This window comes from Kineosporia sp. NBRC 101677 (genome assembly GCF_030269265.1).
Lineage (GTDB): Bacteria > Actinomycetota > Actinomycetes > Actinomycetales > Kineosporiaceae > Kineosporia > Kineosporia rhizophila.
The window spans coordinates 124,220-150,647 of the sequence record NZ_BSTA01000008.1; the positions used below are offsets into that span (position 1 = coordinate 124,220).

The 26,428-nt window shown below is 71.7% G+C and carries 21 protein-coding genes; 13 read left to right on the plus strand and 8 right to left on the minus strand.

The window, feature by feature from the left end; all coding sequences use genetic code 11:
- Positions 1 to 69 precede the first annotated feature (69 nt).
- The 9 genes from QSK18_RS23165 to QSK18_RS23205 are packed head-to-tail and all read left to right on the plus strand — an operon-like array spanning position 70 to position 8,712.
- Positions 70 to 798 carry an SAF domain-containing protein gene (locus tag QSK18_RS23165; RefSeq protein WP_232809964.1) on the plus strand — a complete coding sequence of 243 codons (729 nt, stop codon included), beginning with the start codon at positions 70 to 72 and terminating at the stop codon, positions 796 to 798.
- Positions 798 to 4,013: a CpaE/TadZ family protein gene (locus tag QSK18_RS23170; protein WP_285623168.1), complete on the plus strand. Its 3,216-nt coding sequence runs from the start codon at positions 798 to 800 to the stop codon at positions 4,011 to 4,013. The genes QSK18_RS23165 and QSK18_RS23170 overlap by 1 nt, the downstream gene beginning before the upstream one ends.
- A complete protein-coding gene (locus QSK18_RS23175) occupies positions 4,013 to 5,344 on the plus strand; it encodes a TadA family conjugal transfer-associated ATPase (protein ID WP_232809962.1) in 1,332 nt (443 codons plus the stop codon). The genes QSK18_RS23170 and QSK18_RS23175 overlap by 1 nt, the downstream gene beginning before the upstream one ends.
- Complete coding sequence (locus QSK18_RS23180) at positions 5,341 to 6,252, plus strand: type II secretion system F family protein (RefSeq protein WP_232809961.1); 912 nt, start codon at positions 5,341 to 5,343, stop codon at positions 6,250 to 6,252. Before QSK18_RS23175 ends, QSK18_RS23180 begins: the two co-directional genes overlap by 4 nt.
- Positions 6,249 to 7,172, plus strand: coding sequence for a type II secretion system F family protein (locus QSK18_RS23185; RefSeq protein ID WP_232809960.1), 924 nt, complete (start codon positions 6,249 to 6,251; stop codon positions 7,170 to 7,172). Before QSK18_RS23180 ends, QSK18_RS23185 begins: the two co-directional genes overlap by 4 nt.
- Positions 7,173 to 7,197: 25 nt before the next feature.
- On the plus strand, positions 7,198 to 7,446 hold the full coding sequence (locus tag QSK18_RS23190) for a hypothetical protein (protein ID WP_232809959.1): 249 nt from the start codon (positions 7,198 to 7,200) through the stop codon (positions 7,444 to 7,446).
- Positions 7,332 to 7,835, plus strand: a complete 504-nt coding sequence (locus tag QSK18_RS23195) for a TadE/TadG family type IV pilus assembly protein (RefSeq protein WP_285623175.1) — start codon at positions 7,332 to 7,334, stop codon at positions 7,833 to 7,835. Before QSK18_RS23190 ends, QSK18_RS23195 begins: the two co-directional genes overlap by 115 nt.
- A 53-nt stretch (positions 7,836 to 7,888) precedes the next feature.
- Positions 7,889 to 8,272 (plus strand): TadE/TadG family type IV pilus assembly protein, encoded by a 384-nt coding sequence (locus QSK18_RS23200; RefSeq protein ID WP_232809957.1) that lies wholly within the window; start codon positions 7,889 to 7,891, stop codon positions 8,270 to 8,272.
- Entirely contained in the window at positions 8,269 to 8,712 is a 444-nt protein-coding gene (locus QSK18_RS23205) for a pilus assembly protein TadG-related protein (RefSeq protein WP_232809956.1), read from the plus strand. The genes QSK18_RS23200 and QSK18_RS23205 overlap by 4 nt, the downstream gene beginning before the upstream one ends.
- 820 nt (positions 8,713 to 9,532) lie before the next feature.
- Here QSK18_RS23205 and QSK18_RS36005 read toward each other — a convergent pair.
- Positions 9,533 to 9,958 (minus strand): pentapeptide repeat-containing protein, encoded by a 426-nt coding sequence (locus tag QSK18_RS36005; protein ID WP_352396627.1) that lies wholly within the window; start codon positions 9,956 to 9,958, stop codon positions 9,533 to 9,535.
- 1,639 nt (positions 9,959 to 11,597) lie between these two features.
- Here QSK18_RS36005 and QSK18_RS36010 point away from each other — a divergent pair.
- Positions 11,598 to 12,179, plus strand: coding sequence for a bacterial transcriptional activator domain-containing protein (locus tag QSK18_RS36010; RefSeq protein ID WP_232810177.1), 582 nt, complete (start codon positions 11,598 to 11,600; stop codon positions 12,177 to 12,179).
- 87 nt (positions 12,180 to 12,266) lie between these two features.
- On the plus strand, positions 12,267 to 13,337 hold the full coding sequence (locus tag QSK18_RS23215; RefSeq protein ID WP_285623254.1) for a glycoside hydrolase family 26 protein: 1,071 nt from the start codon (positions 12,267 to 12,269) through the stop codon (positions 13,335 to 13,337).
- Here the strand turns inward: QSK18_RS23215 and QSK18_RS23220 are convergent, their stop codons facing one another.
- The 4 genes from QSK18_RS23220 to QSK18_RS23235 all read right to left on the minus strand — a co-directional run bounded on the left by QSK18_RS23220 (position 13,338) and on the right by QSK18_RS23235 (position 17,093).
- Positions 13,338 to 14,474: a DUF1565 domain-containing protein gene (locus QSK18_RS23220; protein WP_232809954.1), complete on the minus strand. Its 1,137-nt coding sequence runs from the start codon at positions 14,472 to 14,474 to the stop codon at positions 13,338 to 13,340.
- Positions 14,475 to 14,547: 73 nt separating this feature from the next.
- Positions 14,548 to 15,681 carry a PP2C family protein-serine/threonine phosphatase gene (locus QSK18_RS23225; RefSeq protein WP_232809953.1) on the minus strand — a complete coding sequence of 378 codons (1,134 nt, stop codon included), beginning with the start codon at positions 15,679 to 15,681 and terminating at the stop codon, positions 14,548 to 14,550.
- Between the two features lie 253 nt (positions 15,682 to 15,934).
- Positions 15,935 to 16,423 (minus strand): ribose-5-phosphate isomerase, encoded by a 489-nt coding sequence (locus QSK18_RS23230; protein WP_232809952.1) that lies wholly within the window; start codon positions 16,421 to 16,423, stop codon positions 15,935 to 15,937.
- Between the two features lie 55 nt (positions 16,424 to 16,478).
- A complete protein-coding gene (locus QSK18_RS23235; protein ID WP_232809951.1) occupies positions 16,479 to 17,093 on the minus strand; it encodes a mycothiol-dependent nitroreductase Rv2466c family protein in 615 nt (204 codons plus the stop codon).
- A gap of 146 nt (positions 17,094 to 17,239) precedes the next feature.
- Between QSK18_RS23235 and pepN the strand changes: the two genes are divergently transcribed.
- Positions 17,240 to 19,792 (plus strand): aminopeptidase N, encoded by a 2,553-nt coding sequence (pepN, locus tag QSK18_RS23240; protein ID WP_285623259.1) that lies wholly within the window; start codon positions 17,240 to 17,242, stop codon positions 19,790 to 19,792.
- 82 nt (positions 19,793 to 19,874) lie between these two features.
- On the opposite strand, the gene QSK18_RS23245 is transcribed toward pepN, so the two are convergent.
- The 3 genes from QSK18_RS23245 to malQ are packed head-to-tail and all read right to left on the minus strand — an operon-like array spanning position 19,875 to position 24,052.
- Positions 19,875 to 20,942, minus strand: coding sequence for a glycoside hydrolase family 26 protein (locus QSK18_RS23245; RefSeq protein WP_285623262.1), 1,068 nt, complete (start codon positions 20,940 to 20,942; stop codon positions 19,875 to 19,877).
- 3 nt (positions 20,943 to 20,945) lie between these two features.
- Positions 20,946 to 21,638: a pentapeptide repeat-containing protein gene (locus tag QSK18_RS23250; RefSeq protein WP_285623265.1), complete on the minus strand. Its 693-nt coding sequence runs from the start codon at positions 21,636 to 21,638 to the stop codon at positions 20,946 to 20,948.
- Positions 21,635 to 24,052: a 4-alpha-glucanotransferase gene (malQ, locus tag QSK18_RS23255; protein WP_285623268.1), complete on the minus strand. Its 2,418-nt coding sequence runs from the start codon at positions 24,050 to 24,052 to the stop codon at positions 21,635 to 21,637. The genes QSK18_RS23250 and malQ overlap by 4 nt, the downstream gene beginning before the upstream one ends.
- Before the next feature lie 151 nt (positions 24,053 to 24,203).
- Here malQ and QSK18_RS23260 point away from each other — a divergent pair, with 151 nt between their 5' ends.
- On the plus strand, positions 24,204 to 26,357 hold the full coding sequence (locus tag QSK18_RS23260; protein ID WP_285623271.1) for a prolyl oligopeptidase family serine peptidase: 2,154 nt from the start codon (positions 24,204 to 24,206) through the stop codon (positions 26,355 to 26,357).
- The last annotated feature ends 71 nt before the right edge of the window (positions 26,358 to 26,428 follow it).

Here is a 26,428-nt window from a genome sequence, read left to right on the forward strand (position 1 = left end):
CAGACCAGACCGGAAGATCAAGAACAAACCATTCGGTAACGATTCGGGCCGGGTGACCGAGGAGAGCTCTTGAGCACGCAGGAACGCACCGACGTCCGGGGCCGGGACTCGGCCGACGGCCGGTCCGGCGGCCGGCCCGATCCCGCGCGCGGGCGCCCCGCCACCGAGCGGCTGCCACGCCCCCCGGGCACCCGCCGACCCGGCCTGGCCGTGCTCGCGGTGCTCCTCATCGTTCTCGGGGCGGCCGTGGCCGGCCTGCTCGCGCTGCGGCTCGACGAGCGGCAGGACGTGCTGGTGGCGCGCACCAACATCGCGGTCGGGCAGCAGATCACGGCGGAGAACCTGGCCGTGGCCAAGGTGGCCTCGGACGGTGTCGCGGTGATCGCCGCCGACCAGGCCGACCAGGTGATCGGCCGGTTCGCCGGCTCCGAGATCCCCGGCGGGCGGCTGATCGACCCGGGCATGCTGGCCGCCGCCAGCCTGCTGAAGTCGGACAAGGCCGCGGTCGGGGTGCCCCTGGGCACCGGCCGCTACCCGGCCGGCGGGCTCGAGACCGGCGACGTCGTGCAGGTGGTGCGCGCGGTCGAGGGCAAGGGCGAGGAGGTCGCCGCCCGGGCCACGGTGAGCTCGGTGAAGACGTCCGACGACGGGGTCTTCGGTTCCGGCGGGGGCGAGACCTCCACCGTCGTGACCCTCATCGTCGGCCGGGACGAGGCCGTCCAGGTCGCCGCCGCGGCCGCCGCCGACCAGATCAGCCTCGTGCTTCTGGAACGCGGGGCCTCCACGAAGGGCAACTGATGTCGCTGGTCGTCCTCGTCTCCGCCAAGGGCGCGCCGGGCGTCACCACGCTCACCGTCGCCCTCGCCGCCCTGACCCCGGGCGCCGTCGCCGCCGACCTCGACCCGGACGGCGGTGACCTGGCACTGCGCTACCGCCGCCCGGACGGCGCACCGCTCGACGCCGAGACCGGCCTGCTCTCCCTGGTCGCCGGTCTGCGCCGGGACCAGCCCGGCCACCGCTGGCTGCCCACGGCCGCCCTGGGGGGCCCGGGGGCGCCGGGGGCCGACGGTCCGGGCCTGCCCGAGGGGCCGACCCGGCTGGAGGACCACCTGCAGGTCACCGGGGGCGGGCTGGACCTGCTGCTCGGCGTCAACGGCCCCGAGCAGGCCGGGGGTCTGGGCCCGCTGTGGAGCCCGCTGGCCCGGGCCCTGTCGGAGGCCGGGCGCACCGTGTTCGCCGACTGCGGCCGGGTCGGGCCGGCCTCGCCCACCATGCCGGTACTGCACCAGGCGGACGCGGTGATCGTGGTGGCCCGTCCGGAACTGGAGGAGCTGGCGCACCTGAGAGAGCGTCTGCGATTCCTGAACAGTGCAGTGCCAGGGCGGTTTGCGGGGCGTGCGCAGATCGGTGTGGTCCTTGTGGCGCCGGAGCGGGACCGCGCGGTGGCGGGCCGGACCGAGCAGTTGCTGCACTCGTCGGGGGTAGGCGTACCGGTGCTCGGCACGGTGGCGCTCGACCAGAAGGGGGCCGAGGCGCTACGTGGGATGAACCGCAGCCGACTGGCCCGCTCCACCCTGATCCGGTCGGTGCGCTCGCTGCTGCCCTCGGTCAGCCTGCTCGCAGGTTCGATCCCGGAACTGTCCGGCCCGGTCGAGGCTCCCCGCCCCAGCCGATTCACCACCCCACCCCAGACCTCACCCCAGGCTCCGACTCAGCCCCCCGCCCAGTCATCGGCTCAGTCACCCGGCCAGCCCTCGCCCCAGACCCCAGCCGGGAACTCGACCCAGACATCGACGCGGACATCAGCCCGGCCATCCGCGTCCCAGACCGCGAACCCGGCCGGGGCGTCCCCGCTCACCCCAGAGCCGGAGGTGAACCTCTTCGCCGAACCACGAGGCAAGGTCACCGTCCCGCCCGCGATCGCGCCGACCCCGATCCCGGCCACCGCGGCCACGATCAGCGCGACCACCGCCGCAGCGATCAGCCCGGCCCACCAGCCCAGCGAGGTCCACCCGACCAGCGCGGCCCACCGGTTCTCCTCGGCCCACCTCGGCGGCCAGGCCACCTCAACCGGCCCGGCCACCCCAGCCAGCCCGGCCGACCAAACCGACCAAGCCGCACCAGGCAGCCCGGCCCACCTGGCCGGCCAGGCAACCCCGGCCGGCTCGGCCTACCTCAGCACCCCAGCCCACCCGACCGGCCAGATCACCTCGACCAGCCCGGCCCACGAGGCCATCTCGTCCCGACCGAACGACCAGGCCACCCCGACCGAGTCGGCCTACCCGAGCACTCCGGTCCCCCCAACCGGGCAGACCACCTCGACCAGCCCGGCCCACGAAGCCTTTTCGCCCTACCAGACCGGTGATGTCACCACGACCGGCCAGGCCACCTCGATGGGCCAGGCCAGGCCGGATACCCCGGAAAACCTGACGAACCAGCCCCTCGCGGGACACCAGGCCAGCGCGGCCGACCCGTCGGACCAGACCATTGCGGCTCACCAGGCCCTGTCGAGTCATCAAGCCCTTTCAGGCCACCAAGCTCTCTCGGACCCCCCAGCCAGCCCGGCCACCGCAACCGGCCTACCTGCCCCGACCACTGCAGCCACCCCGACAACCGCAGCGACCTCGGACGGCCCGATCACCTCGCCTCCCTCGACCACAGCGGCCCTGGCACCGACCGACGTCGCCGCACACCCACGTCCTCAAATCGTCGAACTGCCCGCCACCGGCACAAGGCCGGCGCCGGAACTGCGCCCAGGCTCCCGGATCGGGGCTCGCCTCGGGAGCCGGAGCGAACGTCGAGCCCGGTCCCGGAACGAAACCACCTCGGAGACCACTGGCGAACAGACACTGCCGCTGCGCAGGCAGAACTCGTTCTTCGGCGACGCCCCACCGGTGGACGAAGACCCGAACCTGCTCCCCCTGACCGTCGCTCCCGGCGTGTACACCCCTGCCCCCGTCGAGCAGCAGCCGGAACCGGAGCCGGAGACCGTCGAGGCTCCCAAGACCACCCCTAGTGTGCGGGGTTTCGCCGGTCTGACCACTCCGCCGATCGCGACCCCGCACACCCCCGAGGCGCCGAGCCCGGCCCCGGACAACGAGGCCCCTGACGAACTGCGTCACACCCGCTCTCGCCGGGCTGCCTTCGGGCGCGACCCGGGCACGCTCCAGACCAGCGAACGTCGCCGGGCCAGGCGTCATGTGATGCCCTCGGAAGAGAACGAGAAGACGCACGGTAGCGCGGACTACGGAAATCAGGCCGGGGAGGGAACGCCGGTCGGGGGCACCTGGCTGCAGGAGCGCAATGCGGGCACCGACACGCCTGAACCGACTCAGGCGAAGCCCGCCAACAACGATGCCCTGGGTTGGGGCTGGGCCAAGGATCAGGGCGAGGGCACGCAGCCGCGGGCCACTCGCAACCTGACCGAGCCACCGGCCCCAGAACCAGCGGCCCCGGAGGACGAGCTCCCCCCGCTCCCCCGCCGCGACCCGAAACTGGCCGAGACCAGGGGTTTCCCGGAACCTTCACCCGAACGGCGGGACAACGGCACCGGCTGGATCCCGCCCGACGTACCGCCTTCCGACCTCCCGCTGCTGCCCTCCTCCGTGCCGACCTCGATGCCCACCCCCGTCTCCGTCTCCTCGGACTCCTCGTCCCTAGGGGCCTCCGAGCCGGCGACCGTGTCGTCGTTGCCGGTCGACCGCACCGACATCCTGCGCGAGATCCGTGACCGGGCCCGGCGTGGAACCGACGGTTCGGGCACCTGGGCCGGACACCTGCGTTCGGCCGGAACGCCCACGGAGAACGAAACATCCACGGACACGCCCAGTGACACCTCTGTGAGCGAAGCGGCCGGCCCGGTCATCGACTCCTCGGTGGAGGCAGCCCCGAAATCGACTGAGGACGACGACCGCGACACCGCAATCGTGCGCCTGGTCCGCGACCCGTACGAGCCGCCCGAGCGCTACGAGGGCGCCGCCGACTCGCCGGAGCCTCCGGAAGGAGGTCGCTGATGGCCATCGACCAACGGGTCGTACGCCGCCTCCGCGAAGAGGTGGCCGACCTCCTGGCCCAGCAGCGCCGCGAGGACGCCCTCACCGGGGCCGCCCCGATGAGCGCCGAGGACGAGCGCCAGTACGCCCGGGCGGTGATCGGCCGGGTGCTGGATCTGCATGCCCGCTCGGAACTCTCGCTGGGCCGCACCCCTCCGGAGGCGGACGAGGAGACCGAGCTCGCCGAGGGCATCCACGCCGCCCTGTTCGGTGTGGGCCGGCTGCAGCCGCTGCTCGACGACCCGCTGGTCGAGAACATCGACATCAACGGCTGTGACCAGGTTTTCGTCGGCTACGCGGACGGCCGGGAGGTGGCGATGCCCCCGGTCGCGGAGTCCGACGACGAGCTGATCGAGCTGGTCCAGTTGCTCGGCGCCTACTCCGGGCTGACCAGCCGCTCGTTCGACGTCGCCAACCCGCAGCTCGACCTGCGCCTGCCGGACGGCTCCCGGCTCTCTGCGGTGATGGGGGTCTGCCCGCGGCCGGCCATCTCGATCCGCCGTTCCCGGCTCTCCCGGGTGACGCTGGACCAGCTGGTGGCCAACGAGTCGCTCACTCCCGAGCTGGCCTCGTTCCTGGCGGCGGCCGTGCTGGCCCGCAAGAACATCATGATCGCGGGCGCCACCAACGCCGGTAAGACCACCATGCTGCGCGCCCTCGCCCACGAGATCCCGGCCACCGAGCGGCTGATCACCGTGGAGCGGTCGCTCGAGCTGGGTCTGGGCGAGTTCGCCGACCTGCACCCGAACGTGGTGCCGCTGGAGGAGCGCCTGCCCAACTCCGAGGGCCAGGGCGCGATCGGGATGGCCGACCTGGTGCGCCGCTCGCTCCGGATGAACCCGAGCCGGGTGATCGTCGGTGAGGTGCTCGGCGACGAGATCGTGACCATGCTGAACGCGATGAGCCAGGGCAACGACGGCTCCCTCTCCACGATCCACGCCAACTCGGCGCTGGAGGTGTTCAACCGGATCTGCACCTACGCGATCCAGTCGGCCGAGCGTCTGCCCACCGAGGCCACGATGATGCTGATCGCCGGGGCGATCGACTTCGTGGTGTTCGTCGAGCGCCGCAACGACTACGCCGAGGGCGGGCGGCTGCGCCGGATCGTGACCAGCGTGCGCGAGGTCAACGGGGTGGACGGCCGGGTGCTCTCGAGCGAGGTGTTCCAGCCCGGCACCGACGGTCGCGCGGTTCCGGCGGCCCCGATCGCCTGCATCGACGAACTGATCGCCGCGGGCTACGACCCGGCCGCGATGAGCAGTGTGCCCGCCCAAGGGGGGTGGCCGGGATGATCCAGGACCTGACCACCGGCCCGGTGGCGGCCGTGATCGCGGCCGGTGCCCTGGCCGGCGCCGGCCTCGCGCTGCTGCTCGACTCGATGCTGCGGCGCGAGCGCCACACCGGGGGCACCGACACCCGCACGCTCTCCGACCGGACCGTGCGCCGGCTGCGCGGTTTCGGCACCCGGCTGCCGATCGCCGTTCTCGCCGGGGTGTTCACCCTGCTGATCACCGCCTGGCCGGTGGCCGCGATCGCCGCCGTGACGATGATCCTGGCCTGGCCCGCGCTGATGGGCGGGGCCCGGCAGGAGCGGCAGCAGGCCGACCGGCTGGAGGCCCTGGCCCTGTGGACGGAGTCGCTGCGGGACACGATCGCCGGTGCGGTCGGTCTGGAGCAGGCGGTGATCGCCACCTCCCGGGCCGCCCCGGCGCCGATCGCCGACGAGATCGTCACCCTGGCCGACCGGTTGCGGGTGCGGGTGCCGCTGCCGACCGCGCTGCACCGGCTGGCCGACGACCTCGACGACGCCAGCGCCGACCTGGTGGTGGCCGCGCTGCTGCTGAACTCGCGGCTGCGCGGGCCCGGGCTGCGGCACGTGCTGACCAGCCTGTCCGAGTCGGTGCGGGCCGAGGTGGAGATGCGGGGCCGGGTCACCGCCGGCCGGGCCGCGACCCGGCGCAGTGTGCAGATCGTGGTCGCGGTGACCCTGCTGTTCGTGCTCGGGCTGCGCACCTTCAACCCGGGCTACGTGCAGCCCTACCAGAGCCCGGCCGGGCAGGTCGTGCTGGCGATCGTGGTGGGCTTCTTCGCCGCGGGCTTCTTCTGGTTGAAACAGCTGGCCGCCTACGACCTTCCGGAACGCTTCATGCACAGCGGCAACGCCACCACCGACCCGATGACCCGGGGGGTGCCCCGATGATCGCGATCGTGCTGGCCGGGGCGCTGGCCGGGACCGGGCTGCTGCTGCTGGTGCTGGCCTTCGCCCGGCCGGCCATGCGCGGGTCCGGTGCGCCGGGCACGCTGGCCGCCCTGGACGCCGAACGCCTCAAGGCCGTCGGCGTCGCCCAGACCCGGACCACCACCAACAGCGGTAGTCGGCTCACCTCGTCCGTAGGCCGTCAGATCCGGCGGCAACTGGAGCTTTCCGGGGTGCGGCTGCCTGCGGGGTTGCGCGCCGACCTCTCCCTGATCGACCGCCCGATCGAGACCCACCTGGCCTACAGCCTGCTCGGCGCGGCGGTCGGCGCGGCCGTGCCGTTCGTCCTCGGCAGCCTGGTGGTCGGGCTCCTCGGCGGGCTGCCGGTGACCACGCCGGTGTTCCTGGGCCTGAGCGGGCTGGTGATCGGCACCTTCCTGCCCACCCTGCAGGCCGGGCAGCGGGCGGCGATCCGGCGGCGCGACTTCCGCCACGTGGTCGGCTCGTTCCTCGATCTGGTGGCGCTGAACCTGTCCGGCGGGCGGGGCGTTCCGGAGGCCCTCAACTCGGCCTCCTCGGTCAGCGACGGCTGGGCGATGGTCCGGCTGCGCGACACCCTGGCCATCGCCCGGCTGCAGGGTGTGACCCCGTGGTCGGCCCTGAGCCGGCTGGGCGAGGAGACCGCGGTGGCGGAGCTGAGCGACCTGGGCGCGGCTCTGGAACTGGTGGCGGACGACGGGGCGAAGGTCCGGGAGTCCCTGGCCGCGCGAGCGGCCTCGATGCGTCGTCGAGAAATGGCCGACGCGGAGGGCCGGGCCCAGGCCCGGTCCCAGTCCATGCTCATCGCCCAGCTCCTGCTGGCGGTGGGCTTCCTGATCTTCCTGATCTACCCGGCGATCGTCCGGGTCCTGAGCGGAACCTGAAGCAACGCGATGAAGGAGACTCCAGATGAAGAGCGGACCTTTCCGCTTCGACCCGGCCACTGCGGCGGGGTACGGGGAGATGGTGATCCGGGGCCGGATCGACGCCGCACGCAGCCGGGTGGTGCGCGGACCGCGCGACCGGGGTGCCTCGGTGGTGGAGTGGGTGGTGATCTCGGCCCTGCTGGTCGGGATCGCCGCGGCCGTGGGCGCCGTGCTGCTGGAGAAGCTGCGGTCGAAGGCCGACAGCATCAACCTCGACGGTGGCACGCCCTAAGCGGTGTCCGGGCCGGCCGGGACCGGGGTGCCAGCACGATCGAGCTGGCGCTGTACATGCCCCTGCTGCTGTTCGTCATCTTCGCCACCGTGCAGGCCGCTCTGCTGTTCCTGGGCAACCAGGCGGCCTCGGCGGCGGCCCGGGAGGCGGCCCGGGTGGCCCGGACCACCCAGGACGCCGGTGCGGCCGAGGCGCGCGGCCGGGCCTACGCGGCGCAGGTGGGCCAGGGCGTGATCGAGGGTGTGACGGTCCAGGTCTCCGCGGTCGGGGCGGACGAGGTGCGGGCGGTGGTGACCGGTCGCGGCGTGCAGGTGGTGCCCGGCATCCCCGGCCTGCGGATCGAGCAGGTCGTGCAGGGACCGGTCGAGGAATTCCGGCCGGACCTGTGAGAATCCGGCTGAGGAACCCGCGCCCGGGCCACCGGTGCGCCGAGACCGGCTCGATGTCGGTCGAGATCGTCCTGATCACCCCTCTGCTGGTGGCCTTCCTGCTGCTGGTGGTGGCGTTCGGCCGGTACGTGGCGGTGCGCGGTGAGGTGGAGGCGGCGAGCCGGGACGCGGTCCGGGCGGCGTCGCTGGAACGTGACCTGGGCTCGGCCCGGGCGGCGGCCACGCAGACCGCGAACGCCTCGCTGGGCGGGCGCTGGACCTGTGAGGCGGTCGGGCTGAGCGGTGAGTTCGTCGCGGGCGGCACGATCGAGACGGAACTGAGCTGCCGGGTACCGGTGGACGACCTGGGACTGCTGGGCCTGCCCGGCACGGTCTCGGTACGCGCCTCCAGCTCGGCGCCGCTGGACATCTACCGGCGCACCGGCGGTGCCCCGTGAGCAGACAGCTTCGGTTCAGCGGTGACGACTCCGGTCAGGCAACGGTTTTCGTGGTGGCGTTCGCGGTGGTGCTGCTCGTGCTGGCCGGACTGGTGGTGGACGGCGGGCTGGCGATCAACGCCCGCCAGCGGGTGACGGACGACGTGGAGCAGGCCGCGCGCGCCGGCGCCCGCGAGATCCAGGTGGACACGCTCCGCGAGAGCGGGACGGTCCTGATCGACCCCGAGGCGGCCCGGGCCGCGGCCGGTGAGTTCCTCGCCGCCCGCGACTACCCGGCCTCCGGGGTGACCATCTCGGCCGACACCGAGCAGGTGGCGGTGCGCGCGACGATCGAGCAGAAGACCGCACTGCTGTCCCTGATCTTCTTCAACAGTTTCACCGTGACCGCCCAGGGCCAGGCCCGGCCCGCGGTGGGCATCACCGGGGAGGGCTTGCCATGACGGCGCATTCCGCGGACCGGGCGGCAACGGGTGCCGGCCGGTTCACCCAGCAGGCGCGGGACTCCGGCCCCGCGCCCCGGCGTTCCCGGGTGGGCGCCGTGTTCTCCGCGCTCGCCCTGCTCGCTCTGGTGGCCGGGGTACCGGTGGGGTTGTACGTGCTCGCCGCCCCGCTGCTGGCCGACGGCAGGCTGTCCGAGGAGCTGACCCTGTCCGGCACCCTGGGCATCGCCCAGGTGCTGGCGGTCCTGGTCGTGGTGGCCGCGCTGGCCTGGCTGCAGTTCGTGATCTGTGTGCTGGTCGAGCTCGGGGCCGCGCTGCGGGGCGGGGTGCTGGCCGCACCGGTGCCGTTGTCCGGGCCGAGCCAGCGGCTGGCCCGCTGGCTGGTCGGCTCGATGCTGCTGGCCGGGGTGATGGCCGGGCAGATGGGGGTGGCGCAGGCGGCGACCCGGCCGGACCTGGGCGCGGCCCGGTCCGACACCGTGGTCTCCAGCCAGCAGGCCACGTACACCGACCCGGACACGTTCTACGTGTTCGACGCCAACACCGCACCGCCCAAGGCGGTCGAGGCCGAACCGGTCAGCCACGTGAGCAACCGGCAACTGACCGCCCGGCAGGCCGCCGCCGAGGCGGCGAACGCCCGGCGCAACGCGGCCCAGGCCGACCGGGGCTCCCCCGTCTCGGCCAGTCAGCTGAGCCGCGACGAGCTGGCTCTGGACGGGCACAAGGTCTACGTGGTGGAGGCGCCGACCGGCCGACACCACGACACGCTCTGGGAGATCGCCGAGCGCCACCTCGGTGACGGCCGGCGCTACCACGAGATCTACCGGCTCAATGAAGGACGTCTGCAGCCGGACGGTCGCACCCTGCACCTTGCGCGGTTGATCCAGCCGGGTTGGCGGCTGATCCTGCCCGAGGACGCGGTCGGGGTGACGCGCTGGGTGGCCGACCGCACCCCGCCGCGCGAGCGAGCCGCAGATCCGACTCCGCAGCAGGACGAAAAGCCCCGGGGGGAAGAGGAAAGCCGAGGCAGCGGGAACAGCAACGGCGGCGCAGCCGGTCCGGCCACATCGACCAACCGCCCGTCCGCCACCCGCACCGCCACCACGGCTCCGTCCAGCACAGCCCCTTCCAGCACGGCCCCGACCAGCACCGCTCCCTCCAGCACGGCCCCGACCAGCACAGCTCCGTCCAACACCGGTTCGGCACCTAGCGTCTCGCCGTCGGCTACTTCACCCACGGGACGCATCGCCAGCGCGGGCGACCCCAATTTCCTTCCCCCGCAACACCCCGGTGTGGCCACGCAGGGCCAGGGCGTCCTACCGAGCGACCCCACTCCGCCCCGAGGCACCTCCACCGCCCGGCCTTCCACGAACACCACAACGACCCCGCCCACCAGCACCGCCCCGCCGACGAACACCGCCACCGGCGCAGCACCCGGTGGCGCCGGCGCGGCCACCACTACCCGCGCCCCCAGCGCAACTGGGCCCAACAGCAGTACCGGCGCACCCTCGTCCTCAAGCAGTTCCAGCACCACCAAGGCCGCCCCACCGACCGCGATGGAGACCACAGCCCCCACACCCCCGGTAGCCACGCCCAGCCAGAGCCTCAGCACCGCAGACGGTTCCGACCTTCCCGCCGAGCTGATCGGTGCCGGCCTGGTCACCGCGGCCCTGCTGGGCACCCTGCTGCTGATCCGCCGCCGTCGGCGGGGTGGGCAGGACCAGCCCGGCGAATTCGAACGGGACACCGAGGTCTGGCTGCGTACCGGTGCCGACGCCGACCGCGGCGCCCTGCTCGACCTCGCCCTCCGGTCGCTGCCCCGGGCCTGCCGTGAGGCCGCCTTACCCCTGCCCCAGGCCTACGGCGCGGTGGTCGACGACGAGGGCCTCGACCTCCTGCTGACCATGGCCCATGCTTCCGCTCCCCCGCCCTGGGCCGCCCTGGACGATGGCTTGCGCTGGCGCCTGACTTACGACGACGCCCAGCATCTGGTGGCCCACGGAGACAGCGCCTATCCGCTGCTGGCCTCGGTCGGCCGTGACCACCTGGGGCGCGACGCACTGATCAACCTGGGGGCGGCGGCCGGACCGGTCGCGGTGATCGGCAGCCCGGGCATGGCCGCCGCCGTGGTCCGCGCCCTGGCCCTCGGTCTGGCCGGGAACCCCTGGTCGCGGGGCATCGAAGTGCTCACCGCCGATCTTCCCCCGGCTCTGCCGGCCATCGCCGCGGGTCGGCTGATTCCCGTCGCCGGCGCGAAAGCCCTTACTGAGCAACTGGAACAAGGGTCGACCCGGATGCCCCGCACCGGCCCCGTCCAGATCCTCACCGGTGGCCCCGCTCCCGGCAGCCGTCCCGAACGAGTGGCCATCTACGGCGCTCCGCTCAACGTGCAGACCGCCTCCCGGCTGCAGACCGTGGTCGCCCGCGGCGCCGACCTGGCCGTCCTGGTCACCGGTGAACTGCCCGGCGCCCGCTGGCGCCTGCAGGTGGACGACTCCGGAGTGCTTACCTGTGACGAACTCTCGCTGCAGGTCACGGCGAACCGACTGGGCGACGGCAGCATCGAGCGCCTGCACACCCTGTTCGTCTCGGCCGGCACCCCCGACCTACCGGTCGCCACCGGACCCGAGGGCGAGCGGGTGGTGAGCGCCGACCTGCCCGAGGGCGTGGTCGAGACCGACGACATCACCTGGTCCCAGTCCACCGTCCGGGTGGCCGTTCTCGGCGAGGTCGAGGTGCACGCCCCCGGGCGGATCGACCCACGCCGCCTGGTGGTGGCCGAGGAGATTTTGGCCTACCTGGCCCTGCACCCGGCCGGTACCCACCCCACGGTGCTCGGCTCGGCGATCTGGCCGCGCGGCGTCACCGCCGACGTGCGCGACGACATGCTGGCCGAGGTCCGGGAGTGGCTGGGGCCGGACGAGTCCGGGCAGCCCCGGCTGCGCGAGGGTTCGGACGGCCGGCTCCGGCTGACCTCCGACGTACCCTGCGACTGGGACGTGCTGCGCACCCTGATCGACCGGGCCGACCGCGCCGGGCAGGCGGGCGACCAGACCCGTGAGCGCGACCTGCTGATCCGGGCGCTGCACCTGGTGCGGGGCCCTCTGGTCGGCGGGATCGCGCACGGCACCTACACCTGGCTGCCCCGCACCGGGGTGGAACGCCAGGCCGAGCACCTGATCCTGGACGCGGCCGGCCGGCTCTGCCGGATCACCTCGGAAGAGGGTGACCACCTGGCCGTGGAGCAGGCCGCGACGGCCGGGCTGCGGGCGGTGCCGCACGCGCAGAACCTGTGGCGCCACATCATTCGCGCCGAGTACGCCCTGGGCGGGCCCGGCCGACTGCACGACGTGGCCGATCACGTCCGCTTCGTCCTGGCCTCCTCCGGGGTGGACATCGAACCCGAGACCGCAACGTTGATCGAGCACCTCGCCGGTAGCGCTCAGACACAGAGTGGCGCCTATTGACCCACGGACCGTGACGGACAGTGACAGACGGGGGAACTTTTCCTGCGAATCGGACACAGTGAACTTTGAACCACTACAGTCCCTTCCGTGCCGACGCCCCGCGCTCTGACGCCTGCCCGCCGACTCCCCCTGATAGCCGCAGTACTGGCCGTGGTCCTGGCCATCGGAGGTTCCGCCTACGCCCTGGGAACGGGCGAGGCCAAGACCACCGCTACCCCCAGCGCGGCCGCCGCCGGCGCGAAAGGTGTGGAGCGGAAGGTGAAGATCGGCGTCTTCCGGGGTACCTCGCCCTGGGAGGTCGACCAGTTCGGCGACTGGCTCGGCCGGGACGTGCACTACGCGGTCGACTACTCCACCCGCACCACCTGGAAGGAGATCGCCGACCCGGAGTGGATGCTGAGCACCTGGGAGGGTTCGCCCTACCGGATGGTCTACGGCGTGGCCATGCTGCCGATCGGCAAGGGCGACAAGTCCACGATCGCCAAGGGTGCCAAGGGCAAGTACAACAAGCACTACCGGGAGCTCGCCAAGAACCTGGTGAAACACGGCCAGGGTGACGCCATTCTGCGTCTGGGCTGGGAGTTCAACCACCCCTCGTACCGCTGGCACCCGACCAGCCAGAAGCAGTTCGTCACCTACTGGCGCAAGATCGTCAAGACCATGCGCTCGGTGCCGGGCGCGTCCGGGCTGCAGTTCGACTGGAACGTCAACAACGGCAACCAGAGCAAGCCGAACTTCGACCCGACCAAGTACTACCCGGGCAACAAGTGGGTGGACTACATCGGCGTCGACATCTACGACATCTCCTGGCCGCACTACCCGTACCCGAAGAACTGCGGGAAGGCCTGCCGCCTGAAGCAGCAGAAGAAGGCCTGGAAACTGGTCACCGGCCAGCAGTACGGCCTGAACTTCTGGGCGGACTTCGCGCGGCGCAAGGGCCGGCCGATGGCCCTGCCGGAGTGGGGCGTCTGGAAGCGCAAGGACGGTCACGGCGGCGCCGACAACCCGTACTACGTCACCCAGATGCACAAGTTCATCAACAACCCGAAGAACAAGGTTGCCTACCACGCCTACTTCGAGTTCAGCGCACCCAGCGGCGACCACCGGCTCTCGGCGATGAAGAACTCGGGTAAGCGGTTCAAGAAGTTGTTCGGCTAGTCAACTGAACCGGCCGTAGCCGGCGACCGTCCGGCTGGCCTTGTACCCCGAGCAGGAGATGGTCGACCGGTAGGCCGGCCGGATCCGCTTGGTCAGCGCCCCCTTCACCGGCGCACTGCTGTCCCGGGTGTTGTTGATCAGCTTCGGGAAGCCGGACAGAGCGGTGCTGACCACCTTGTTCCCGGAACCGCTGACGTGGTTGCCGATCACCGCGGCGTCGTAGTTCTTCACGTACTGGGCCCCGGCCGGGGCCCGCACCACCTGCTGGGCAATCAGGTTGTTGCGGACCTCGACCCGGCGGCTGGCGTATCCCACGATCACGCCGGCCGCCGAGCGGGCGATGGTGTTGCGGCGGATCTTCACGTCGGCCGCCCCGGTGGCCGCGGTCGGGCCGGCCGCCTTCACCGCGGCCCCGTTCTCGGAGTTGAAGATGATGTTCCGCTCGATCACGCCCGGGCCGGAGTTGTAACCCGGCATCAGGTAGATGTTGTGGAAGTTCATGAACGCGCCGCCGACCGCGTCGTTGTCGTGGATGCAGTTGTCGGCGATCCGGTAGGCGCGGGGCATCCCGTTCTTCACCGAGGAACTGACCATGATGTTGGAGACCCCGACGGAGCCCCAGACCTCGGCGTCGACGAACTCCCAGCCGGTGCCGCCGTCGAACTTGACCAGGAACTCCTTGCGCCCACCGGCCGGGTTGTGGGTCACGTTGATGCCCGAGACCTTCCAGTAGTCGGCGTTCTCGAGCTGCAGCGTGCCCTTCAGCAGCACGCGCTCACCCGGCGCGGCCTGCAGCCGGATCGGCGCCCCGGCCCGTCCGGGCCGGGCCCCGTAGCCGGCCGCCCCCACGTAGGTGCCGCCCTTCACCAGGATGGTGTCACCGGGCTCGGCCAGTTTGATCGCCTTGGTGATGGTGGCCAGCGGTTTGTGCGACGAGGCGAGCCGGGTGGTGCCGTCGTGCCCCTCGGGTGCGACCAGGATGGTCTGCCCCAGCACCTTGCTGCCCGCCCGCTCCGCCGCCGGCCTCGCGGCCACGTCGGCGTGCGACGGAAGCGCCAGCAGCGCAGCGGATACGGCGGATGCTGCGGCGACCGTGAAGCCGAGGAACAGGGCGCGAGGGTTGCGTCGGGTCAGCACACCCCTTTGCTCGACCCGATCTGACCCCCGCTTGAGTGACGCCCGAGTAGCCCCGCCCCGAACGGAGCAGTTATCAGAAACCGCGCCGCAGGATCACCAGTGCGCGGTCGTCGCCCTCCTCGGTGCGGATCGCTCCGGTGATGTGGGCGGCGGCGCCCTCCACCCCGCGCGCGATCAGCGGATCGGCCCGTCCCACCAGTCGGTCGATGCCCCGCCCGACGTCGACCCCACGACTCTCCACCAGGCCGTCGGTGAAGAGCATCAGGGCGTCACCGCGTTGCAGCCGTCCGGTGACCGCCGGGTAGACCGCATCCTCGATCACCCCCAGCGCAGGCCCCTGTTCGCCGTCCAGCACCTCCCACCGACCCGATCCGGCGTGGTAGTGCGCGACCGGCGGATGGCCGGCCCCGCTCACCGAGAACAGCCCGGTGGTCAGGTCGACACTGACGTGAACCGCGGTGGCAAAAGCCTCCTCGGTGCCGAACTGGGTGCCCAGGCGCACCACGTGCTGGTTGGCCGCGGCCAGGAAGCCGGCGGCCGGCACGGCGTCGAGCAGGGCGCCCATCGCCCCGGCCAGCAGCAGGGCCCGGGCGCCGGCCTGGTAGCCGTTGCCGGAGACGTCGACCAGCACCACCTCCAGCCGGTCGGGCCGGGGCTGGGCGGTGAGCAGGAAGTCGCCGCTGAAGGAGTCGCCGTAGGCCGGGCGCAGATCGGTGTCGAACCGCCAGCCCTCGGGCAGTCGGGGGCTGACCGACCGGATCAGCATCTCGTTGCGCAGATCGATCAGGACCGCGTCGGCGGTGGAGGCGTCGCGCAGGCCGGAGTCGGCGGCGTCGCGCTCGCGACGCTGGATCCAGCCGAGCAGGACGGCGCCCAGTGAGACGCCGGTGACCGGCACCAGCGACCAGAACTGCTGACCGGTGAGGGCCAGCACGACGGTGACCACCACCCCGATCAGCGCGGCATCCCGTACCAGGTGACGCGGGCGCACCACGGCCGAGCCGAGGATCAGGAAGAGCCCGACGCAGGCGGCCGGCAGCAGGACCGGGGCGTGCTGGGCGACCAGGGCGAAGCCCAGGGCGGCGACGACGTTCAGCCAGATCCGGCCCGGGCCGGGGTAGCTGCCCTCGTCGACCCAGCGACGGGTGGAGGAGGCGACGCGACGGGCCCGGCGGCCCAGGTCGCCCGGTCGCGCGGTGGAGGTCATCGCCGACCGCCGCGGTGCGGGAATGCGAACGGGCCCTTTACCCGGACTTCTGCCCGGACCTTTGGCCGGGCGCCCGGGTGCCGGGACACCAGGCCGTGGTGACCTGGGCCCGGGCAGCCGGGACGAGCCGTGGTTCAGCGTGACCATGCCCCGATCCTAGCCACACTGTAACCACTTGACCACGATGAGTAATCGTGAGGTGTCTGAGGCCCAGTGGGCGTTTCGGGTAGTACTGGCCTACTGGGTGTCGGCCCTACTGGGCGCCGGTCTCGGACTCGGGCAGGGGCGGCAGGACGCCGGTGGTCTCGTACGAGCTGAGCTGGTCGATCCGGCGGGCGTGCCGCGGGTTGCCGCTGAACGGCTCGGCCAGGAACGCCTCGACGAACCCGGTGGCCTCCTCGAGGGAGTGCATCCGGCCGCCGACCGCGATCACGTTGGCGTCGTTGTGCTGACGGCCCAGCTTGGCGGTCTCCAGGCTCCAGGCCAGGGCGGCCCGGACTCCCTTGACCTTGTTCGCCGCGATCTGCTCACCGTTGCCGGAGCCGCCGACGACGACGCACAGGGTGCCCGGCTCGGCCGCCACCGCCTCGGCCGCCCGCAGGCAGAACGGGGGGTAGTCGTCCTCCGGGTCGTACTGGTGCGGCCCGTGGTCGACGATCTCGTGACCGGCCTCGGTGAGGTGCTTGGCCAGATGCTGCTTCAGTTCCAGACCCGCATGGTCGGATCCCAGGTGCACGCGCATGAGGAACAGTCTGGCACTCCCGCCCGGGGGCAGGAGTGCCGGACTGGCCGAAGGCTCAGACGTCGAACTGCGGAGATTCCGTCCGGGTGCGCTTGAGCTCGAAGAAGTAGGGGTTGGAGGCGACCAGCAGGGTGCCGTCCCAGAGCTTGCCGGCCTCCTCGCCGGTGGGCACCCGGGTGATCACCGGCCCGAAGAAGGCGGTGCCGTTGAACGCCACCACCGGGGTGCCGACGTCCTGCCCCACCTTGGTGATGCCCTCGGCGTGGCTGGCCCGCAACTGCTCGTCGTACTCGTCGCTGTCGGCGAACCGGGCCAGCTCGGCGGGCAGGCCCACCTCGGCCAGCGCGGTGGAGATCACTACGGAGTAGTCCTCCTCCTTCTTGTAGTGGATCTGCGCACCCATCGCGTCGTACAGCGCCTTGACGTACTTCTCGCCGTGCAGCTCACGGGCGGCGATGATCACCCGCACCGGGCCCCAGCCCCGGTCCATCAGGTCGCGGTAGACCTGCGGCAGGTCGTCCTTGCCCTCGTTCAGCACCGAAAGGCTCATCACGTGCCAGTTCACGTCGACCGGGCGGACCTTGCCCACCTCGAGGATCCAGCGCGAGGTGGCCCAGGCGAACGGGCAGAGCGGGTCGAACCAGAAGTCGGCGGTGCTGCGTTCGGTCATCGCAAAGGGCTCCTCGACGCGAAGGGCTGTAGTCAGGCGGCTACAACGCGCCCGGTGCCCGATCTCATCCCCGCACACCCGCGCAGCGCCCCGGGGTCCCGGGTGAGAGGATCCGGCTTGAGCAAAATCCGACCGAGGAGGACCCTGTGCCCGGTACGAACCTGACCCGGGACGAGGCGGCCGCCCGCGCCGCCGCGTTCACGGTGCAGTCGTATGACATCGATCTGGACCTGACCACCGGCGCCGAGACCTTCCGCTCCGTCACCACGGTGCGGTTCACCGCCACCGACGAGGCCCCGGGCCTGTTCATCGACCTGATCGCCCCCACGGTGCACGAGGTCGTGCTGAACGGGAACCCGCTCGACGTCGCCGAGGTGGTCAGCACCGCGCGCATCGCGCTGCCGGGTGTGACCGCCGGTGCGAACGAACTGCGCGTGGTCGCCGACGCCGAGTACATGCAGACCGGTGAGGGCCTGCACCGCTTCGTCGACCCGGTCGACGGCGAGACCTACCTCTACACCCAGTTCGAGGTGGCCGACGCCCGGCGGGTTTTCGCCTGCTTCGACCAGCCCGACCTCAAGGCCACCTACACCTGGACGGTGAAGGCGCCCAGCCACTGGCAGGTCGTCACGGTGGCCTCCGCGGTCGAGCCGGAGCCCGCGGCCGAGGGCACCTCGGTGTGGCGGTTCGCCCCCACCGAGCTGATGAGCCCCTACGTCACCGCCCTGGTGGCCGGGCCCTACCACCGCGTCACCGACGAGCTGACCGTGCGCGACGGCCGTACCGTCCCGCTGGGCGTGTTCTGCCGTAAGTCGCTGGCCGAGCACCTCGACGCGGACAACGTCATCGCGATCACCAAGGCCGGGTTCGCCTGGTTCGAGGAGACCTTCGACTGCGACTACCCGTTCCCCAAGTACGACCAGCTCTTCGTCCCCGAGTTCAACGCCGGGGCGATGGAGAACGCGGGCGCGGTGACCATCACCGAGGTCTACGTGTTCCGCTCGCGGGTGCCGCAGGCCCTGATCGAGCGCCGCGCGCTGACCATCCTGCACGAGCTGGCCCACATGTGGTTCGGTGACCTGGTCACCATGCGCTGGTGGGACGACCTGTGGCTGAACGAGTCGTTCGCCGAGTACGCCAGCACCCGCTGCCAGGCCGAGGCCACCGAGTGGGCCACCTCCTGGACCACTTTCAGCAGCGCCGAGAAGTCCTGGGCCTACCGCCAGGACCAGCTCAGCTCCACGCACCCGATCGTGGCCGACATGCGCGACCTCGAGGACGTGGAGGTCAACTTCGACGGGATCACCTACGCCAAGGGCGCCTCGGTGCTCAAGCAGCTGGTGCACTGGGTCGGCCAGGAGGACTTCGACGCCGGGCTGCGCAAGTACTTCAAGACCCACGCCTGGGGCAACACCACGCTGAAGGACCTGCTCGGGCACCTCGAGGAGACCAGCGGCCGCGACCTGGACAGCTGGTCCAAGGCCTGGCTGCAGACCGCCGGGGTGAACACCCTGCGCCCGGTGATCGAGACCGGCGAGGACCGGGTGATCACCCGCTTCGCCATCGCCCAGGAGGCCACCGCGGAGTACCCGCACCTGCGTCCGCACCGGCTCGTGGTCGGTGGCTACGACGTGGTCGAGGGCAAGCTGCGCCGCACCACCCGGATCGAGCTGGACGTCACCGGTGCGCTCACCGAGGTGCCGCAGCTGGTCGGCTCGGCCCGGCCGGACCTGATCCTGATCAACGACGAGGACCTGGCGTACACCAAGATCCGGCTCGACGCCGGGTCGCTGGACACCGCCACCGGGCACCTGGCCCACTTCGAGGACTCCCTGGCCCGCACCCTGATCTGGGGCGCGGCCTGGGACATGACCCGCGACGCGGAGCTGCCCGCCCGCTCGTTCGCCGACCTGGTGCTGGCCAACATCGCCTCGGTCGACGACCCGAGCGTGGCCCAGACCCTGCTGCGCCAGCTCTCGGCCACGCTGGAGTCGTACGTCGCCCCGGAGTTCCGCGAGGCGACCACGGCGGCGGCCGCCGAGAAGCTGTTCGCCCTGCTGAAGACGGCCGAGCCGGGCAGCGACACGCAGTTGCTGCTGGCCCGCTCGTTCGCCGCGCACGCGAGCACGCCGGAGCAGCTGGCCTCGATCCGGGCCCTGCTGTCCGGTGAGCTGAGCATCGACGGGCTGGCCGTGGACACCGAGATGCGCTGGAGCCTGCTGATCGCCCTGGTGGCCGGCGCGGTGGCCGGTGAGGCGGAGATCGACGCCGAGCTGGCCCGGGACGACACGGCCACCGGCCGGGTGCACGCTGCGGCGGCCCGCGCCGCGGTGCCCACGCCGGAGGCCAAGGCGGCCGCGTTCAAGAGCGTGGTGGAGGACGGCGACCTGCCGAACACGGTGCAGCAGGCCGTGATCGGCGGCTTCAACCGGGTGCACGACCGCTCGCTGCTGGCGCCCTACGTGGCACCGTACTTCGCGGCGCTCACCAAGGTCTACGCCGAGCGCACGAGCGAGATGGCGGCCCAGATCGCGACCGGGCTGTACCCCTCGGCGCAGCCGGTGAACCACGTCCTGGCCGCTACCCAGGAGTGGCTGGACGCCTCGGAGGCCGAGCCGGCGCTGCGCCGGCTGGTGGTCGAGGGCCGCGACGCGGTGGAGCGCGCCGGGCGTGCGCAGGAGCGTGACCTGCAGGGCTGAAAAGCGTTGTAAAGCCCACTGCACCAACTGGGGACGTCCGTGGCCGGCCGGCCACGGACGTCCCCAGTTCGGTTCTGGTCGGCTACCCGAACAGTTCGAGGAACCGGTCCTGCGACTGCGGCATGTCGGTGAGCATGTGGTTGCCGTTGTCACCCACGTCGAACTGGAAGTACGCCTGGTAGGCCACGTTGTTCAGTGGATCGTCGATGAACTCGTGCATCCGCTCGATGAAGTACGGGTTGTCGCCGCCGCCGTGCCCGTCGGTCACCGTGCGGTCCCACAACCCCCACTCCGGCAGCGTCAGCGGCTTTCCGTGTTCCGCGGCGAACCGGGACCAGTGCTTCAGGCCGAACTGGGCGTTGTACACGTCGTCCCAGGCCTTCTTCTGGTGCTGCAGGCGGCAGTCCGCGTCGCAGTCGGCCGGGTACGGATAGGTGCCGTCGGCCCAGGAGATGTCGTAGACGTCGGCCCCCACGTAGTCCACGTAGGCGTCACCCGGGTAGAAGACCGCACTGTTGTAGTTGTTCCCGCCGCTGCTGACATTCCAGTCGAACTGCAGGTTCTCGGCCCCGGGCACGGCACGCATGGTCTTGACCACCTGGCGCCAGTAACCGATGAAGTCCTCCCGGTCGTCCGGGTGCCAGCGCCAGGCCCCCAGGTTGAACTCCCAGCCCAGGCGCAGGATCGCATCCTCCTGGCCGTACTCGACCAGGTTCCGGGCGAGCCGGCGGTAGTAGCGGTTGTAGTCCCCGTCGGCCCCGGCGGCCAGGCTCACCTTCAGGTGCTTGGCCTCGGGCAGCATGGCCAGGCCGTAGACGATCCGGTAGTCGTGCTTCTGCCAGGCCTTCAGCTGGTCGTAGGGGTTGGCGATCTCCTTCCAGGTGGAGCGCAGCGAGAAGTCGACCACGTAGTCGACGTCCCGGCCCAGCCAGTCGCCGAACTCCTGCACGTCCTCCGGCGAGGTGCTGCGGAAGACGCCGACTTTCACGTCCTTCTCCACCCCGGTAGCGGTGGGCACCGGCTCATTCGTGATCGGCGCACTCGTAGGCTCGGTCTCGGCCGGCCGCAACACGACGTAGACGCCGGCGCCGACCGCCACGACGACCACCAACAGCAGGGCTACCAATGAAAAAACGCGCTTGGAACTCACGACCTACGCAATCTCCGGTGGGGCCGCGTCGTCGACGGTGATCCGGAACTCCGCGGCGAGCAGGGGGGCCAGCTGGCTCAGCTGGGTGGAACTCACTGTGGTGCCCGCGAGCTGAGAAAGCCCGGTGATCCGGTGCAGTTCGGCGCCGCGCAGGTCGACCTCTTCGAGCTCGGCCCGCTGCACGTCGAGGGTCGGCACCGAGGTCTGCAGGAAGGCCACCGACCGGGCCTTCGCATCGGCCAGGTCGAGTTCCTCGATGGTGCAGCGGGTGAAGGCGACGTCGCGCAGCGTGGCTCCGCGCAGGTTCAGGTAGGTGATCTTGCAGTCGACGAAGTGCACCGAGCCCCAGCTGTTCTCGTACATCTCCGCCGAGCCGATCCGGGACCCCTCGACCCGCACGTCGCGCCAGTCGCCCCGCCCGGCCCGCAGCGAGGGCAGGCGGGCCTGCGAGATCACCGTGTCGCGCAGCCGGGTGGAGCGCAGGTCGGCCTCGTCCACCCCGACGTCGGTGAAACTGCACTCCATCACCACGGCGCCGGACAGGTCGACCGCGTCGGTCTGCAGCCCGGCGAACGCCAGGCCGTCGATCCGGGCACCGGGCTGCAGGTCGGCCTGGTCTCCCGATTCCAGCCCGGTGAGCCGGATCTCGCCGATCCGCGGGCCCGGCTGCCTACTGCGCCGGCGCTGAGAACTCACTCCGGCTCGACCCAGTCGTTCGGGTGCAGCTTGGCGTCGACCGTGCGGATCAGGCTGGTCACCCGGGCCGAGTCCATCAGCTCGTCGAGCAGCACCGGCTGGCCCACCCCGTCGGCCATCGGCACCCGCCAGTTCGGGTACTCGTCGTTGGTGCCGGGCTGGTTGATCGTGCGGCGGTCGCCCACCGCGTCGGCCAGCTGCACCCCGATCAGCCGGGCCGGGGTCATGGTCAGGAACACGTGCAGCGCCTCGACCTTGTCCCGCTCGGTCGGGCCGACCTTGAGCAGGCCGAGCTTGGTCAGCTGGTCGAGCACGGCCTGCCGCTCGGCCGCGTCGATCGCCGCCTCCTGCTCGTAGGGGCGGGTGAGCAGGCCCAGCCGCTCCCGCAGCTCGATGTGCTCACCGGCCAGGTACCCGGCCGTGGGCGGCAGGTCGTGGGTGGTGACGGTGGCCAGGCAGAGCTCGCGCCAGGCGCTGGGCGGCAGCGGCATGCCGTCGCCCTCGTAGTCCCGCTCGAACCACAGGATGCTGGTGCCCAGGACCCCGCGCTCCTTCAGGTACTCGCGGGCCGAGGCCTCGACGTTGCCCAGGTCCTCGCCGATCACGAAGCAGCCCGCGCGGTGCGCCTCCAGGGCGAGCACCCCGATCATCGCCTCGTGGTCGTAGCGCACGTAGGTGCCGTCGGCCGGGGTGTTGCCCTCGGGCACCCACCAGAACCGGAAAAGCCCCAGGATGTGGTCGATCCGGAGGGCGCCGGCATGACGCAGCAGGGTGCGCAGCATGTCCCGGTAGGGCCCGTAGCCCAGCTCGGCCAGCCGGTCGGGCCGCCACGGCGGCTGCGACCAGTCCTGCCCCTGCTGGTTGAACGCGTCCGGCGGGGCGCCCGCCGTGACGCCTCCGGCCAGCACGTCGGCCAGGGCCCAGGCGTCGGCACCGTCGGGGTGCACCCCGACCGCGAGGTCGTGCACCACGCCCACCGACATCCCCGCGTCGCGGGCCACCTCGGCCACCCCGGCCAGCTGCTGGTCCAGGCACCACTGCAGCCACATGTGGAACTCGACCCGGTCGGCCATCTCCTCCCGCACCTGCTTGACCGCCGCACCGCGGGGGTCGTGGAAGTGCGTGGGCCAGTCGGCGGCAGGCAGGCCGTAACGCTCGGCCAGGGCGCTCCAGACCGCGAAGTCCTCCAGCCCCTGCCCCTCGCGCTGGCAGTACGCCTCGAACGCGGCCTGCCGCTCACGGCTGCGCGGGAACTCGAAAACCGTCTGCAGAGCGGTGTTCTTGGCCTCCCAGACGGCGTCGCGGTCGAGTTCGCCCGGGTCGGTGTTCAGCGCCCGCAGCGCCTCGGCCTGCCACTCCAGGATGGCGCGCTCGGTGCTCGGCAGGTAGCCGACCTCGAGGATGTCCTCCACCCGCAGGTAGACCGGGTTGAAGAAGCGCCGGGTGCTGGGCAGGTAGGGCGAGGGCGTCATCGGGGCCACCGGCTCGGCCGCGTGCAGCGGGTTCACCAGCACGAAGTCGGCCCCGCCGGAACGGGCGCTCCAGCCGGTCAGCTCGGCCAGGTCGGCCAGGTCGCCCAGACCCCACGAACGGGACGAGCGCACCGAGTACAGCTGGGTCATGAAGCCCCAGGCCCGGCTGTCGGCCACCGAGGGCGGCAGCTCGATCTGCCGCGGGGTGACGATGTAGGGGCGGAACGCCTCGACCGAACTGGCCGTGGGGTTCTCACTGCCGGGGTAGCGGGCCTGCGGCTGGTAGCGCGCCCAGAGCGTGTGGTAGCCGAGCGGGATGTCGCCCAGCACCACGTAGTTCACCCGCCGCACGGTGTGCCCGTCGAACGTGGCCCGCGCCTCTTCCGGCTGCTCGGCCGCCAGGGGCAGGGTGAGCAGCGTGCCGTCCTCGGTCTCCAGCTTCACCTCGACCCGGTGCAACGGCAGGTCGGAGTCGATGTGCACCGGGATGACGGCCTGGTCGCCCTCGCGCACCACGGTCACGTCCGGCAGCATCTTCTCCCACGGCCGGCGGCGCACCTCCTCCAGCGCCGCCCGCACGTCGTGGCCGGTGCGCACCGGGATGTCCAGCGCCTCCAGCACACCGCAGAGGGTCTTGGTGGACACCGCGACGGTGTTGCCCTGCCAGTCCTTGAACTCGGTGGCCACGCCGAGTGCGGCGGCCAGGTCGGCCAGTTCCTGCGGGGCGGTGGCGGTCAGGTCGAGCCGGCCGTCGACGAGGGCGGGCCGGGTGACGATGTCGTCGTCGTGGTCCGGGTTGTCGTCCGGGCCGGTCCGGCCGCCCAGGGCGATGCCCGCGGGTGGGGTGGGGGCGCTGACGTCGTAGACCGACCCCTCGTCGTCCGGTCCGACGATCGAGTCACGGCTGTCACGGCTGTCACGGGAAGGGCGCTGGTCGGTCACCGTTGTGCTTCCGTCGCGTTCGTCGGGGTCTGCAATGTTTTCGATCGGGCTCTCGCCGGTGAATCCTGCCAGACATCGCGCACGCACGGTGGGGCGCCGCCACGCCCCGTCCCCCTCGATCCTCCGGGCGAGGTCCCCTTACTGTGTGTTCATGAGTTTCCCGGCACTGCGTCTGGACCTGGTCGAGGAGTTGCACGGGCAGCCGGTGGCCGACCCCTACCGCTGGCTCGAAGACGCCTCCGACGAGCGCACCGAGCAGTGGTCGCAGCAGCAGGACGAGATGTTCGGCGCCGCCGCCCAGGACTGGCCGGGGCGCGAGCAGGTGGGCTCCCGCCTGCGCGAACTGCTGGGCGCGGGCGTGGCCGGGGTGCCGATCTGGCGGGGTGAGCGGATCTTCTCGATGCGCCGGGAGCCGGGGCAGGAGCACAGCGTCCTGTACGTGCAGGACGGCCCCGACGCCGAACGTCGCGCCCTGGTGGACCCGGTGGCGATCGACGCGAGCGGCACCACCACGCTGGACGCCTGGCAGCCCGACCGTGAGGGCACCCTGTTGGCCTACCAGCTCTCCGAGGGCGGCACCGAGGAGAGCGTGCTGCGGATCATCGACGTCGCCACCGGCGAACTCGTCGACGGGCCGATCGACCGGGCCCGCTACTCCCCCATCTCCTGGATCCCCGGGGGCCTGCCCGACGAGGAGAACCCCGAGAGCCGGGTCCCTGCCTTCTACTACGTCCGGCGGCTGCCGAAGGAGCAGGTGCCGGCCGGGGAAGAGCAGTACCACCGGCGGATCTGGCTGCACCGCCTGGGTTCCGACCCGGAGAAGGACGTCCAGGTGTTCGGCGAGGGGCACGACGCCCGCACCTACTTCGGCGTGGGGCTCTCCCGCGACGGGCGCTGGCTGATCGTCTCGGCCTCGGTGGGCACCGCCCCGCGCAACGACGCCTGGATCGCCGACCTCAACGCCCCCGGCGCACACGTCTCCCCCGAGTTCACCCCGATCGCCACCGGTCTCGACGCGCAGTTCGGCGCGCACGTCGGGCGGGACGGCCGGCTCTACGTGTTCACCGACCTGGACGCCCCGCGCGGCCGGCTCGCGGTCACCGACCCGAGCACGCCCGGCCCGGAGCACTGGCGCGACCTGATCCCGCAGCACGACGGGGCGGTCCTGCAGGACTACACCGTGCTCGACGGCGAGCAGCTGATCGACAACCCGCTGCTGCTGGCCAAGTGGACACGGCACGCGGTCTCCGAGATCAGCGTGCACGACCTGGACTCGGGTTCGCGCTACCCGGGGGCGTCCGGCACGGTGACGCTCCCTGGCGTCGGTTCGGTGGGAGGCCTGGTCTCCCGGCCCGAAGGCGGGCACGAGTGCTGGTTCAGTTACACCGACCACGTCACCCCGCCGCACGTGTACCGCCTCGACGGTCTGACCGGCCGGCTCGAACTGTTCGCGGCCCCGCCCGGCACCGTCGAGGTGCCGGAGGTGGTCACCCGGCAGATCGAGTACCCCTCGGCCGACGGCACCGTGGTGCGGATGTTCGTGACCTGCCGCGCCGATCTGCTCGACGACCAGGGCGTGCCCTCCTCGCCCCGGCCCACGATCCTCTACGGCTACGGCGGTTTCGGCGTGCCGATGACGCCCGGCTACTCCGCGACCATCCTGGCCTGGGCCGAGGCCGGTGGCGTGTACGCGGTGGCGAGCCTGCGCGGGGGCAGCGAGGAGGGCGAGGACTGGCACCGCGCCGGGATGCTCGGGCACAAGCAGAACGTCTTCGACGACTTCCACGCCGCGGCCGAACACCTGATCGACAACCAGTGGACGTCGGCGAGCCAGTTGGCGATCAGTGGCGGCTCCAACGGTGGCCTGCTGGTCGGGGCCGCGCTGACCCAGCGTCCGGAGCTGTACCGGGCAGTGGTCTGCTCGGCCCCGCTGCTGGACATGGTGCGGTACGAGAAGTTCGGGCTGGGTGCCACCTGGAACGTGGAGTACGGGTCGGCGGACGATCCTGAACAGTTCGGCTGGCTTCTCGCCTACTCGCCGTACCACCAGGTGCGTGAGGGCGTGGACTACCCGGCCACGCTGTTCACCGTCTTCGACGGCGACACCCGGGTCGACCCGCTGCACGCCCGCAAGCTGTGCGCGGCGCTGCAGCACGCCACCAGCGCCGACCCGGGCGAGCGGCCGATCCTGATCCGCCGGGAGAAGAACGTGGGCCACGGTGCCCGGGCGCTGTCCCGGTCGATCGCCCTCTCCACCGACACCATGACGTTCCTGGCCCATCAGACCGGTCTGACTCTCACCTGACCTCACCTGACCTCACCTGACCCGCTGGTCCCCCGATCCACCTATAGAGGCTGTGAACCCCCGACGGTTCG

Excerpts from the sequence above, each read along its gene's own strand:
- QSK18_RS23260 (WP_285623271.1), top strand. The coding sequence starts at position 24,204 with ATGAGTTTCCCGGCACTGCGTCTGGACCTGGTCGAGGAGTTGCACGGG.
- QSK18_RS23190 (WP_232809959.1), top strand. The coding sequence starts at position 7,198 with ATGAAGAGCGGACCTTTCCGCTTCGACCCGGCCACTGCGGCGGGGTAC.
- QSK18_RS23230 (WP_232809952.1), bottom strand. The coding sequence starts at position 16,423 with ATGCGCGTGCACCTGGGATCCGACCATGCGGGTCTGGAACTGAAGCAG.
- QSK18_RS23180 (WP_232809961.1), top strand. The coding sequence starts at position 5,341 with ATGATCCAGGACCTGACCACCGGCCCGGTGGCGGCCGTGATCGCGGCC.
- QSK18_RS23225 (WP_232809953.1), bottom strand. The coding sequence starts at position 15,681 with ATGACCTCCACCGCGCGACCGGGCGACCTGGGCCGCCGGGCCCGTCGC.
- QSK18_RS23235 (WP_232809951.1), bottom strand. The coding sequence starts at position 17,093 with ATGACCGAACGCAGCACCGCCGACTTCTGGTTCGACCCGCTCTGCCCG.
- QSK18_RS23200 (WP_232809957.1), top strand. The coding sequence starts at position 7,889 with ATGTCGGTCGAGATCGTCCTGATCACCCCTCTGCTGGTGGCCTTCCTG.
- QSK18_RS23185 (WP_232809960.1), top strand. The coding sequence starts at position 6,249 with ATGATCGCGATCGTGCTGGCCGGGGCGCTGGCCGGGACCGGGCTGCTG.
- QSK18_RS36005 (WP_352396627.1), bottom strand. The coding sequence starts at position 9,958 with ATGCGTCCCGTGGGTGAAGTAGCCGACGGCGAGACGCTAGGTGCCGAA.
- QSK18_RS36010 (WP_232810177.1), top strand. The coding sequence starts at position 11,598 with ATGCTGGCCGAGGTCCGGGAGTGGCTGGGGCCGGACGAGTCCGGGCAG.
- QSK18_RS23175 (WP_232809962.1), top strand. The coding sequence starts at position 4,013 with ATGGCCATCGACCAACGGGTCGTACGCCGCCTCCGCGAAGAGGTGGCC.
- QSK18_RS23170 (WP_285623168.1), top strand. The coding sequence starts at position 798 with ATGTCGCTGGTCGTCCTCGTCTCCGCCAAGGGCGCGCCGGGCGTCACC.